The organism is Frankia sp. CeD, assembly GCF_000732115.1.
In the GTDB taxonomy this organism is placed as follows: Bacteria; Actinomycetota; Actinomycetes; order Frankiales; family Frankiaceae; genus Frankia; species Frankia casuarinae.
On sequence record NZ_JPGU01000007.1, the window covers coordinates 143,767 to 155,438 of the forward strand.

13 protein-coding genes are annotated in these 11,672 nt (G+C 70.5%); 5 read left to right on the forward strand and 8 right to left on the reverse strand.

The window, feature by feature from the left end; all coding sequences use genetic code 11:
• Positions 1–19: 19 nt before the first annotated feature.
• Positions 20–1,234: an exodeoxyribonuclease VII large subunit gene (gene xseA / locus CED_RS07250; protein WP_035909350.1), complete on the forward strand. Its 1,215-nt coding sequence runs from the start codon at positions 20–22 to the stop codon at positions 1,232–1,234.
• 85 nt (positions 1,235–1,319) lie between these two features.
• Here xseA and CED_RS07255 read toward each other — a convergent pair whose 3' ends face one another.
• Positions 1,320–1,589: an exodeoxyribonuclease VII small subunit gene (locus tag CED_RS07255; RefSeq protein WP_035909351.1), complete on the reverse strand. Its 270-nt coding sequence runs from the start codon at positions 1,587–1,589 to the stop codon at positions 1,320–1,322.
• A 434-nt stretch (positions 1,590–2,023) separates the two neighbouring features.
• On the opposite strand from CED_RS07255, the gene CED_RS24225 reads away from it, so the two are divergent.
• On the forward strand, positions 2,024–2,230 hold the full coding sequence (locus CED_RS24225; protein WP_049760991.1) for a hypothetical protein: 207 nt from the start codon (positions 2,024–2,026) through the stop codon (positions 2,228–2,230).
• A gap of 56 nt (positions 2,231–2,286) precedes the next feature.
• Here CED_RS24225 and CED_RS07265 read toward each other — a convergent pair whose 3' ends face one another.
• Positions 2,287–3,156: a DUF4245 domain-containing protein gene (locus CED_RS07265; RefSeq protein ID WP_369807798.1), complete on the reverse strand. Its 870-nt coding sequence runs from the start codon at positions 3,154–3,156 to the stop codon at positions 2,287–2,289.
• A 92-nt stretch (positions 3,157–3,248) separates the two neighbouring features.
• Here CED_RS07265 and glpX point away from each other — a divergent pair, with 92 nt between their 5' ends.
• Positions 3,249–4,304 (forward strand): class II fructose-bisphosphatase, encoded by a 1,056-nt coding sequence (gene glpX, locus CED_RS07270; RefSeq protein WP_235186943.1) that lies wholly within the window; start codon positions 3,249–3,251, stop codon positions 4,302–4,304.
• Between the two features lie 221 nt (positions 4,305–4,525).
• The gene (locus CED_RS07275; RefSeq protein ID WP_035909356.1) at positions 4,526–5,389 is read left to right on the forward strand and encodes a sterol desaturase family protein; all 864 of its coding nucleotides are present in this window, start codon (positions 4,526–4,528) and stop codon (positions 5,387–5,389) included.
• On the opposite strand, the gene CED_RS07280 is transcribed toward CED_RS07275, so the two are convergent.
• The 3 genes from CED_RS07280 to rmuC form a co-directional block, all read right to left on the reverse strand.
• The gene (locus tag CED_RS07280; RefSeq protein ID WP_011438248.1) at positions 5,293–6,138 is read right to left on the reverse strand and encodes a polysaccharide deacetylase family protein; all 846 of its coding nucleotides are present in this window, start codon (positions 6,136–6,138) and stop codon (positions 5,293–5,295) included. The genes CED_RS07275 and CED_RS07280 overlap by 97 nt on opposite strands.
• Before the next feature lie 371 nt (positions 6,139–6,509).
• Positions 6,510–7,079, reverse strand: coding sequence for a DUF6542 domain-containing protein (locus CED_RS07285; protein ID WP_369807799.1), 570 nt, complete (start codon positions 7,077–7,079; stop codon positions 6,510–6,512).
• A gap of 116 nt (positions 7,080–7,195) precedes the next feature.
• Positions 7,196–8,677 (reverse strand): DNA recombination protein RmuC, encoded by a 1,482-nt coding sequence (gene rmuC / locus CED_RS07290; RefSeq protein WP_035909358.1) that lies wholly within the window; start codon positions 8,675–8,677, stop codon positions 7,196–7,198.
• Positions 8,678–8,865: 188 nt separating this feature from the next.
• Between rmuC and ychF the strand changes: the two genes are divergently transcribed.
• Complete coding sequence (gene ychF, locus CED_RS07295; protein ID WP_035909360.1) at positions 8,866–9,942, forward strand: redox-regulated ATPase YchF; 1,077 nt, start codon at positions 8,866–8,868, stop codon at positions 9,940–9,942.
• On the opposite strand, the gene CED_RS07300 is transcribed toward ychF, so the two are convergent.
• The 3 genes from CED_RS07300 to CED_RS07310 form a co-directional block, all read right to left on the reverse strand.
• The gene (locus CED_RS07300; protein WP_084680720.1) at positions 9,894–11,069 is read right to left on the reverse strand and encodes a tyrosine-type recombinase/integrase; all 1,176 of its coding nucleotides are present in this window, start codon (positions 11,067–11,069) and stop codon (positions 9,894–9,896) included. The two genes, ychF and CED_RS07300, sit on opposite strands and share 49 nt — an antisense overlap.
• A gap of 2 nt (positions 11,070–11,071) precedes the next feature.
• The gene (locus tag CED_RS07305) at positions 11,072–11,263 is read right to left on the reverse strand and encodes a helix-turn-helix domain-containing protein (RefSeq protein ID WP_043590279.1); all 192 of its coding nucleotides are present in this window, start codon (positions 11,261–11,263) and stop codon (positions 11,072–11,074) included.
• Positions 11,264–11,276: 13 nt separating this feature from the next.
• Positions 11,277–11,672, reverse strand: a 396-nt coding sequence (locus CED_RS07310; protein ID WP_035909361.1) for a replication initiator, incomplete at its 5' end; no start/stop codon positions are given.

Sequence of the window (11,672 nt, forward strand, 5' to 3'; positions counted from 1 at the left end):
GCGAGGTTACGGTGCCCGGGTGGCACTGACATCGTCCCCGGAACAGCCGCTGCCGGTCCGCAGCGTGTCGCGCGCGCTGGGAGACTGGATCAACCGGCTGGGGCGGGNGTGGGTCGAGGGGCAGGTGACCGGGATCGTTCGCCGTCCCGGGATGGGAACGGTCTTCCTCACCCTGCGGGACCCGGTCGCCGACGTGTCCCTGCGGGTCACCTGCCCGCGCGCGGTGTGCGACGCGGTGGGGCCGGCGCTCGTCGACGGGGCCCGCGTCGTGGTGTGGGGCAAGCCGTCGTTCCACCCCGGCCGAGGCACGCTGGCCCTTGCGGTTGTTGAGATTCGCCCGCTCGGCGCCGGTGCGCTGCTGGCCCGGCTCGAACAGCTCAAGGCCACGCTGGCGGCCGAGGGGCTGTTCGCCGCGTCCCGTAAGCGGCGTCCTCCGTTCCTCCCGGCGGCCGTCGGTCTGATCACCGGGCGGGCCAGCGCGGCGGAGCGGGACGTGGTCGAGAACGCGCGCCGTCGCTGGCCGGCGGTGCGCATCGTGTTACGAGAGGTGGCCGTCCAGGGGCCTCTCGCGGTCGCCCAGGTCATCGACGCGCTGCGGGAACTCGACGCGCGCGCCGAGGTGGAAGTGATCGTCATCGCTCGTGGCGGCGGGTCGCTGGAGGATCTGCTGCCCTTCTCCGACGAGGCGCTGCTGCGGGCTGTCGTGGCCGCGTGTACCCCGGTGGTGTCGGCAATCGGACACGAGCAGGACACCCCTTTGCTCGATTTCGTCGCCGACGTCCGCGCCTCCACGCCGACGGACGCGGCGAAGAGGGTGGTGCCGGACGTCGGTGAGCAGGCGATCGCGGTCGCCCAGCTGCGGGCCCGGGCCCGGCGGGTCGTCGAGCACCGACTCGACCGGGAGGAACGTTGGCTGGCGGACACCCGGGGACGCCCCGTGCTCGCAACGCCCACGCGCGACGTGGACCGCAGAGCGGACGACGTGTCGGCGCTCCTCGCCCGTTCGCGCCGCTGCGTCCGCCACGTGATAGATGTGACCGGGAACGATCTGGCCGCCACCCGCGCCCGGATGCGCGCGCTGTCGCCGGCGGCGACCCTCGACCGCGGGTACGCCGTGGTGCAGCGCACCGTGGATGGTGCGGTTGTGNGCGGACCTGCCGAGGTTGCGGCCGGGGACGGGCTCGCCATCCGGGTGGCGGGCGGAACGCTGCGCGCGACGGTCGTGGACGGCTGAGCAGGCCCGGCGGCCCGGTCGGCNGGAGGGGCCGCTCGCTCAGGAGATCAGGAGATCAGGAGACGTCCAGGAGATCAGGAGACGCTCAGGAGAGTGGAGTCGCCGCGGCCAGTCGAGCGCGGGCGCCGTCGAGCAGTGCCTGACAGGTCTTGGCGAGCCCCTCGCCCCGTTCCCAGAGGATCAGTGNCNCCTCCAAACTCNCCCCGCCGGCCTCCAGCCGGCGGACGACCTCCTCGAGTTCGGCCCGCGCGACCTCGTAGGTGACCGGTGGGGCCGGGACGCCCGGCGGGAGGACATCGGCGGAGCCCGATGTGTGACCGGTAGGGCCGTCGTTGAATGCTTCGGGCATGGCCACCTCCGTGCCGCCTCCACAACCCTCTATCTTCCACAATCCTCTATAACGATGTCCGCTCAATCCGTGACCGCGCGGTTTCGGGTCGGTCCCGACCCGGCATCCACCGTTGGGCGACCCGGCGGCTAGGAGGCGCCGGCGTGGCGATTTCCCCTCCGCCTGACCAACATGATATCCAACAAGGAACAATCATGGCTGAACCCGGCCGGTCCGGTGGAGATCCATAGTACAAGGTCACTGCATGGCGTTTCAGGCCGGTCGCGGTCCGAGACGGACCAGACCGGCCTGGCACACCGGCCGTTACCCGTAGGACATCCAGTCCGGAGGTAGCAATGCCCGCGCTACGCCCGACGCCTCGTCGCAGACCTCTCGGCGACCTCGCCCGAGAGCACGCTCCGCCTTCGGTTGCCGCCGTGGGCGCCGTGCCGAGGGGTGGGATGATCGGGACGCGGGTTGGCGGCGCCCACCTCGGATGGCGGATGCCGGCGACGGGCCCGCTGCTACGTCGGGCGGCCGGGCTGGTCATCGGCATGGCGATTCTCATCCCCGCCGCCACCGCTCTGGAGGGTGGGGGCCAGCCACCGGCCGCAACGGCCGTCGCGCCCGCACGGCCTCCCGTCATCGCGGCCGCCGTCCAGCGCTGACCGGGTTCGCGCTGACCGGGCGGCTTGCATCGACCGGGCCCGTACCGGCGGCCCGATCAGTTCGTGGCGGCGGGAACGACCGGTCGCAGTGACGCGGCGAGGGTGACCAGATCGGCCTGATTCGCCCCGCCTTTGCCGCCTCCGTCATCCACGATCACGGTGACGTCGCCGTCGGTTCGGGTGAGCGCGAGATGCCCATCGCCGTCCCGGCGCTGCTGCCAGGCGACGCCTTCCACATCGACCGTGCCGTTGGCCGGTCGGTTCCCCAGGATCCGCTGGACCGCGGTGGGAGCGTTGCTCTCGACGAAGCGGGCGAACGTCCGATGGTCGGGCCGATCGACGACGTAGCCGATCGTCGCCTCGGCGGGACCACCATCGCCACCACCGGTGGGCAGCGTCAGGCGGATGGAGGTCGGCTTCCAGGAGGAGGGCAGGCCAGCCGGCCCGAGCGGGGAGTAGGGCGCCTGGCGGGCGAACGCCGCCATCGGCTCACTCGTCGCGACGACCTTGACCGCGGGCTCGTCGCCNCNGCGGGGNATGACNAAGACGACNAAGAGCAGGACNCNCGCCATGACCACGGCGAGAGAGAGCGCCATGTCTCTGATCGTTTCCTGACCGCGTCGTCGTGCCACGTCCCCATCTTCCAGGTCCGAACCCCCGAATGGGCNCCCGGACCACGTCTGGGCGGCTCGCGGGGGTGGTGGTGTGTTCAGACTCTCGCCCGGCTGGAGGGCCTTATCGGGGAGTGCGGGGCGAGAAACCGGCCAGATCGGGGCCTGCCGGGCAGCCGTCACGCCCCCTCCGCGTGACGGCTGCCCGATGCTCCGTTGGACGCGCGCACCGGGTTGAAGGTTGCGTGCCTCTTCGGCGGATTCGAGATGTCGTGTCGACGACAGGCCGGATTTGCCGGACGGCCGCGGGCGCACCTTCGCGGCGGGATAGGGTCATGGAGGNATATTCGGCGTCACTCCGGGCCTAGTTCGGGCGCCGACGGGGCTCCCGAACTAGGCTCGGGGCCGTGTCTTCCACTGCTGAATCCTCCGCCTCCAGGCCTTCCGACGCCTCGTCCGTGCCCGACACGCTGGCCGTGCAAGGGCAGGCTCCGGATCGCAACCTCGCGCTCGAACTCGTCCGGGTAACCGAGGCAGCCGCGCTCGCCGCGGCGCGCTGGGTCGGCCGTGGCGACAAGAACGGCGCGGACGGGGCCGCCGTCGACGCGATGCGTCGACTGGTCGGCACCGTCTCGATGCGCGGGGTCGTCGTGATCGGCGAGGGGGAGAAGGACGAGGCCCCCATGCTGTTCAACGGCGAGGTGGTCGGTTCGGGCGAGGGCCCCGAATGCGACGTCGCCGTGGATCCCGTGGACGGTACGACGCTGACCTCCAAGGGGATGAATAACGCCATCTCGGTCATGGCGGTCAGCGAGCGTGGCTCGATGTACGACGCGAGCGCGTGTTTCTACATGGAGNAGCTGGTCACCGGCCCGGAGGCGGCCGGGGNGGTGGATATCGCGGCCTCGGTGGAGGACAACATCCGCGCCGTGGCGAAGGCCAAGGAGATCCTCCCGCGGGACGTCACCGTGGTGGTCTTGGACCGGCCCCGGCACAGCCAACTGGTCGAGCAGATCAGGGCGGCCGGCGCCCGGGTTAAGCTGATCTCCGACGGCGACGTCGCCGGAGCGGTGATGGCTGCCTCGGCGGACACCGGCGTGGACCTGCTGCTGGGGATCGGCGGCACTCCCGAGGGGATCATCACGGCCTGCGCCGTGACCTGCCTGGGTGGAGTGATCCAGGGCCGGCTGTGGCCGCGGGACGACGCGGAGTATCGCAAGGTTGCCGACCTCGGGGGCGACCCGGCCCGGGTACTGTCCACCCGGGACCTCGTCGACAGTGACAACGTCTTCTTCGTGGCGACCGGCATCACGGACGGCGAACTGCTCGCCGGGGTGCGGTACCGGCCGGGCGGGGCAAACACGTCCTCGCTGGTGATGCGGTCACGCTCGGGCACCATCCGCCGGGTGGACAGCCAGCATCAGCTCACCAAGCTGCAGGCGTACTCCACCGTTCCGTTCTGAGCCGCCACCGTTCCGTTCTGAGCCGCCGCTGTCCCGTTCTGAGCCGCCGCTGTCCCGTTCTGAGCCGCCGCTGTCCCGTTCTGAGCCGCCGCTGTCCCGTTCTGAGCCGCCGCTGTCCCGGTCGCAGCTTCGATCCAAGTCGCCGGTCCAGTCGGAGTTCCGTACAGTTTCCATGCTGTTCCTGGTCCGTTCCGACTCCGATCTGGTCGGGAGGTGGTCGCATGGTGCACTACCCGCGACCGTCCGTCCCCGCGAGGGTGTTCGCGCGCCTCGACCCCCCGGGACCGCACGGCAGCGCCGCGGAGGTCCGGACGCTGGTGGGTGCGGCACACAGGTTCCTGCGCCATCCACGGCCCCCCGTTCTGCTTGGTTGCGTGGGGGCGCTTGCCGTCCTGCGGGTGGTCCGAGGCCCGTGGCGGATCCGGGACACCGGCGTCGCGGTGGCCGCCGTGGCGGCGCAGCCCTTCGTCGAGTGGAGTGTGCACCGGATACTGCTCCACGCCCGGCCGGGCGGTCGGCTGGGATCGATCGGTTACCAACTTGCCGGATACGGGCACGAGCAGCATCATCGCGATCCGACCAACCTCGACACGATGTTCCTGCGCCCCCGCGAGGTGATCAGCGGAACCGTCGCCGTCGCGGCGCCTGCGTTGCTCGGGCCGCCATGGGCGGCGACCGGCGCGCTCTGCCTCGGGATGGGTGCGCTCGTCTACGACTGGACGCATTTCCTCATCCATACCCGGGTCCCCCCGCGCACGGCCTACTACCGGCGGCTGTGGCGAGGGCATCGTCTGCACCACTACCGCAACGAGCGGTACTGGCTCGGGGNGACCAGTCCGCTCGGTGATCTGGCCCTGCGCACCGATCCGCCGCGGGACGCCGTGGCACTCTCGCCGACCGCCCGCGGGCGGGGTACCACCGCAGCCAGCCGTCCTGCCGCCACCCCGTCTGCTCAGTTTGTTCGGACTGCTCAGTTTGTTNGGACTGCTCAGTGCTCCGGCAGGGCCGGTGATGGCCAGCTGAGGTCGGGGGATGCGAGGCCGCCCGGGTCCCCGGTGCCGGTCACCGGGCCAGGATCGGGCTGACCGAGCCTGGGGGTGAAAAGACCAGGCGGGCGGGCCGCGCGCCGAAGCCGATGGGTGTGGGTCCGTGGCACCGTGGGAGGCGGCGCGGGCCGCCCGACGCCTTCCAACCACGCGCGAAGCCGGCTGTCGGGTGTGTTCGCCTCGACGGTCAACCGGGCGAGGGCGAAGCGGTCGTCGGCGGGATGCGAGAGGACGTCGCGTACCGCGCAGGCCGAACTGTAGCCGGCCGAGATCACAAGCTGGCGTACGGACAGGTCGTATCCGCCGAGGGGGTAGGCGAACGTGCGAGGTTCGTCCCCGGTCGCCACGGCCAGCCGGCGACGCGACAGCGTCAGTTCGGCGATCACGTCGGTCCGCGCCAGTTCGTCCAGCCGCCGTCCGGTGTGACCGGACCCGCCGATTTCTATCCCGAGACCCCGTATTCGATGCAGGTCGGTCCGGTTGAAATAGCCCGGATCACCGACCCGTGAACTGGTCACGAATACCGTCGCCGTCAGACCCGTCTCGGCCAGTCGGCGGAGAGCCTTCAAGGTTTCCACGCCGCCGTCGTCGAAGGTGATGATGACCGGGTTGGCCGGCGCGGTGGCCGCGCGCAGGGACGCGGCATATTTCGACACGGTGAGCGCCTGCCGGCCGGAGGCGGCGATGAGGGCGCAGTGCCGCATGAAGGTCGTGAAGGGGATTAGCCGACGTCGCGGGCCGCGTGGCGGCTGCGTGTCGAGAGACCGGTAGCGCAACATCGGGATCATCGGCGTTCGTCCCGCTGAGCAGGGACTGGCGGTCACCGGGGCCCGACCGGCTCACCAACGGACGGGACGTGCTCGCCGGAGAAAGCGTGAGACGTGCACGACAAGCGGGCCTCCCTACGTCCGCCGCCTCCGGGGATGCGGCACCCGATATNCCAGTGGAAGTGCACCTGAACGGTGGGTGCGTGATGCGGCATGGAATCTAGCACGAGCTGTGGCAATAGGTTCCGCCGCGTTGCCGGTGTTTGTCGTCGGCCGTTCCATCTACATGCCTTTTATTGTTTTTATTGATGGCATGGATTTGCTTGTGGGGTGGTTGTGGCGGTACGGCCGACCTGGCGTGGGGAAGCGGCGTGGGGAAGCGGCGGTCCGGGCTACAGCGGCCGGCGTCGGCGCTCGGCGGACGACTGCGCGAGGGAACGTTGCCGCTCGCGGCGCGCCACTTGGGCGCGGCGACCCCGGAAGAGCGCGATGACGACTACCAGGATGAAGGCCGTCAGCAGGATCGGAGCGTGAAGGATCATCTCCGAGCCGACATCGATGGCCTTGTTGCGCAGGCCGGAGCCGCCGTTCCCGGCCGCGGGGTTCAGGTAGCCGACGCCGAGGGTGATGAGCGCGTAGGCGAGCGGCGGCATGATCACCACGCCGATGAGGTCATCCGCATGCACGCGGACCGCGGCGAGGACGCACGAGCCGATGAACAGCACGCCGAAGGCGAACTTCAGGGAACCGAAGATCGCGGAGNCCGCGATGGCACCGAGCCCACCGATGACGAGGACGAGGATGCCGGTGCCGAGCGCGGTGAGGCCCCGGCGGCTGCCCGTGAACAGCGTGGGCGGCGGCCCACTCGCCCGACCGCGCGAGCTGCGAGCGTACAGATCATCATGCCCGCGAGCGCGTGCGGATCTGCCCGGCGGTCCGGCCGACTGCCGGTGAGGCGGCACACTCACGAAGGCAAGGTACCGCCCGCAGATTTCCAATGCGTCAGGGCGATGCACCAGACATGCGCATCGGCTCTCGCATTTGAGCTTTCGGTGTCGATCTCACTGCTTTCCGTTGCTTAATCCTCCTTATGCTGGTCGTTCGCGTCCCATCTGGCCGGATCTGCGCCGTCAGGGGTCTGGTACCCGACATCGATTCCGGGGTCCTCCATGGCGCCACCCCGCCCGGTCGTCGCGCCCTCCCCGGTGCTCCTCAGGAGCTCGGCGGCGGACAGCGGCCGCACGCCGGTCTCTACCGGAACCGGACTGGGGAGCCCCGCCTCGACGACTTCCATGGCCGCGAGCCGGCGGGCGGGGGTCAGCNCCCGGCTTTCCAACGAGCCGACGGTGGCGTTGAAGNCCCCCNCCGCCCGGCCGAGCGAGCGACCGAGGCGATCGACGTGTTCGCCCAGGGTGCCGAGGCGGGTGTAGAGGTCGCGACCCAGCTCGAAGATCTCCTTCGTCCGTGCGGTCAGCGCATCCTGAGTCCAAGCGTGGGCGATGGTCCGCAGCATAGCGATCAGCGTGGTTGGGGTGGCGATGATGACCTTCTTGCCTGCGGCGTGTTCGAGCAGGCCGGGATCGTGATCGAGGGCAGGGGCCAGGAACGCCTCGGCGGGGACGAAGAGCACCACGAACTCCGGGGATGACGGCAGCCGCCGCCAGTAGGACTTGGCGCCGAGGCCGTCGACATGCGCACGCAGATGGCGGGCATGGGCGGCCATCCGGCGCGCGCGATGCTCCTCGTCCGTCGTGTCGGCGGCCTCCAGGAACGCGCTGAGCGGAACCTTCGCGTCGACGACCACGTTGCGGCCACCGGCAAGGTGGACGACCATGTCGGGCCGTTGCGGGCCGTCGTCGCCCTGGATCGTCATCTGCTCGGTGAAGTCGCAGCGGTTGAGCATGCCGGCCACCTCCGCCACCCGGCGCAGCTGCATCTCGCCCCAGGCACCGCGGGCCTGGGGCCGGCGCAGCACGGTCACGAGCGCGGCGGTCTGCGACCGGAGGTTCTCCGACGCCTCGCGGGCGAACCGCACCTGCTCGACGAGTGCCGCGTAGGCCTCAGTGCGCGCGGTCTCCAGCTCCCGCAGCCGGTCCTCCATCCGCCCGAGAGCCTCCCGCAGCGGCGTCACCATGCTCTCGACCGCCGAACGACGGGCGTCGAGGTCGCCGCGGGCGCGGGCGCCGGCCTCGTCCAGCCGGGCGGAGGCCAGCTCTACCAGCTGACGGCTCGCGCCCTCCAGAGCCTGCGCGGACAGCGCTCGGAAGCTCTCGGCAAGCCGGTCCTGGCTCTGCTCGACCAGCGCCACCCGCTCGCCCGCCGCTCGCTGCTCGTACTCCAGCGCGGTGCGCAGGCTGGACACGTCCGACTCGGCCAGCATCGCACGCTCGGCAGCGGCGGCGGCGGTCTCCCGGGCCTGGTCGCGCTCCCGCACGGCGGTGGCGTGCGCAGCCGTGAGCGCGGCAACCCGCGGCTCGGCGAAGCGGCGCGCGGCGGCGAATCCGCCCATGGCGCCGAGAGCCAGCCCGATCAGGGCCAGCAGCGCGCTGGTCGTGTCCACGGGAGAGAGGCAATCACGGCCCTCCGACAGTTTCGCGCGGTTTCGCGGTGAGACGGTCCCCGGCCGGGAAGCTGCCCGGCCGGGCCCTTCCCGGCGAGCGGCCGTGGGGCCTAGTAGCCGTGGGGCCTGTAGCCGTGGGGCCTGTAGCCGTGAGGTCCGTAGCCGTGAGGTCCGTAGACTGACCGGCCATGGGCTTGTCGATCGGGATCGTCGGGCTGCCCAACGTCGGCAAGTCCACGTTGTTCAACGCCCTGACGCGCAATGAGGTGCTGGCCGCGAACTACCCGTTCGCGACGATCGAGCCGAACGTGGGCGTGGTCGGGGTGCCCGATCCGCGTCTCGGCGAGCTCGCGAAGCTCTACGACAGCGCCCGGACGGTGCCGGCCACGGTCAGCTTCGTGGACATCGCCGGTCTGGTCCGAGGCGCGTCCGAGGGGCAGGGCCTGGGTAACCGCTTCCTCGCGAACATCCGCGAGTCCGACGCGGTCTGCCAGGTCGTCCGGGTGTTCTCCGACCCCGACGTGGTGCACGTCGAGGGCAGGGTCGACCCGGCCGACGACATCGAGACGATCAACACCGAGCTGATCCTCGCCGATCTGCAGACCGTTGACGCGCGCCTGCCGAAGCTGGAGAAGGAGGCCCGTGCCGACAAGGCGAAGCAGCCGTTGCTGGGCGCGGTGAAGGCCGCGCGCGAGGTGCTTGACGCCGGCCGCACGCTGTCCTCGGAACCGAAGATCGATCGCGACGCCCTGCGGGAGCTTTTCCTGCTCACCGCCAAGCCCTTCCTCTACGTCTTCAACGTCGACGAGGACGTCCTCGCCGATCCCGGTCGGCGCAAGGAACTTGTCGGCTCCGTCGCGCCCGCGGACGCGATCGTGCTGTGCGCCAAGGTCGAGGCCGAACTGGCCGAGCTCGACGAGGCCGACGCCGCGGAGCTGCTGGCCTCGCTCGGCCAGGAGGAGAGCGGCCTTGCCCAGCTGGCCCGGATCGGTTTCCACACCCTGGGGCTCCAGACGTTCCTGACGGCAGGCCCGAAGGAGGCCCGGGCCTGGACCATCAGAGCCGGGGCGACCGCGCCGGAGGCCGCCGGGGCCATCCACACCGACTTCCAGCGCGGCTTCATCAAGGCCGAGATCGTCTCGTACGACNCCCTGATCGCGGCCGGTTCGATGGCCGCCGCCCGCGCGGCCGGCAAGGTGCGCATGGAGGGCAAGGACTACGTGATGGCCGACGGCGACGTCGTGGAGTTCCGCTTCAACGTCTGATCAGGGGCCACTTCCGCAGGTCCCGCAGGGTACGAGTGATCGTGTTCCACACCGGTTACACCGGACCACGCCGTGTCCACCGCCTTGCGGGTCCGATCCTCGCTATCCGGCATCAGGTGCCCGTACGTCGACAGCACCAGGTTGGCGTTGTCGTGCCCGAGCCGTTCCGCGACCGCGATCACGCTTTCCCCCGCAGCGAGCAGAACCGACGCGTAGTGGTGCCGAAGATCGTGGGGCGTGATGCCAGCCGGAAGCCCCGCCTGGCGGACGGCCCGGACGAAGATCTGTGCCCCGTAGTAGTCGTGGCGGTACGGCCGCCCGAACCGCGTCGTGAACAGCGAACCGTCCGCCCCCGGCGGGAAGACCTCCGAGTGCTCCGCCACCGCGTCACGGACGACGTCAGGCAGCGGCACGACCCGCCGGGAACGGGGCGTCTTGGGTACGCTCCGGACCTTCGAGCCGGGTGCAAGCTGCCATTCGATGCGCNCCNCCCGCCCGCCGGTGTCGACGTCCTCAGCTCGCAACGCGAGCAGTTCGCCGATACGGAGCCCGAGCCCGGCCTGAACGATCACCATCGCCCGGTTGCGAACCGGGATCGCGTCCGCCAGGAGCCGCACTTGGTCAACCGTCAGCGGCACCACCCGTTTCCGCCGGGTGGACGGCATGCTGAGCCGTACGACGGGTGAGACGGCCACCAGGCGATCGAGCACGGCCGCCGCATAGATCGACCGCAGCAGCGACACGAGGTTACGCAGCGTCGTAGGCGCCAGCAGCCGTGCCCGGTCGGACACCCACGCCTGAACCTCCGACGGCCGGACCGCCGCGAGCCGACGGGTGCCGAGGGAGGTCCCCTCAATGTGCACTTTGATCGTTCCTGCGACCCGGCGGGACGTCGTCGGCCGGTGGACCCTGCCCGCAGCCCATCGCCGGGCGTACTCGGCAACCGTCGTCCGGTCGTGCGGGTCGATGTACTGGCCGTTGGCGAGATCCGAGACGACGGCAGCCCGGAAGCGCTCAGCATCACCCTTCTTCGCGAAGGACTTCGAGCGTTGCCGCCCATCATCGTCGCGCCAGCGCGCTAGGTACACCGCCTTACCGTCGCGAACCCGCTTTTCCACACTGCCCACGGCTATGCGGCCCTCTCAGCGAGCCACGCGCGCACGTCCGTGGGGTCGTAGCGAAGCCACTTCCCGACCCGGTACGCCCGAGGCCCGACCTTGCGCGTCCGCCACTGATACAAGGTCGCCACAGGAACACCGAGGAAGCGCGCAGCCTCAGCAGCAGTCCACAAGCGATCAACCTCCGCAGACAACATCCCCATTCCCAACCTTCCACTACGCAGCAAATTTCCGGGCCGAATGTGCTTCCTCTCTCCGTGACCGGGCTTGGTCTGCGGCCATGGATGCGAGCCATCGGTCGCCGTTGTTGGNGTAGCCGGAGGAGNGGTACCGCCAGGTGGGGATGATCACGGTTTCGTCGGTGTCGTCGGGTCGGNCGAAGGCGTCGAGGGCCGGGCGTTCCTCGCCGTTCACGTGGGTGCGCCGCCAGGTACGCCGGGCCGTCCGGCGTGCCGCGAAGGTGGTGGAGTAGCCGCGTGATTTGGTGAGCCAATGGCCGTTGAAGCCGAGTTGGTGCGCCCATTGGCGCAGCCGTAGATCCTGAAACTCCGGGTGCGGACCGAGACGCCACGCGGTATGGACCAGCCGGGCGTGGAACTCTCCCAGGAACGG

Coding starts and splice junctions, on each gene's coding strand:
- CED_RS07280 (WP_011438248.1), bottom strand. CDS start 6,138: ATGATCCCGATGTTGCGCTACCGGTCTCTCGACACGCAGCCGCCACGC.
- CED_RS07305 (WP_043590279.1), bottom strand. CDS start 11,263: ATGGGGATGTTGTCTGCGGAGGTTGATCGCTTGTGGACTGCTGCTGAG.
- CED_RS24225 (WP_049760991.1), top strand. CDS start 2,024: ATGATCGGGACGCGGGTTGGCGGCGCCCACCTCGGATGGCGGATGCCG.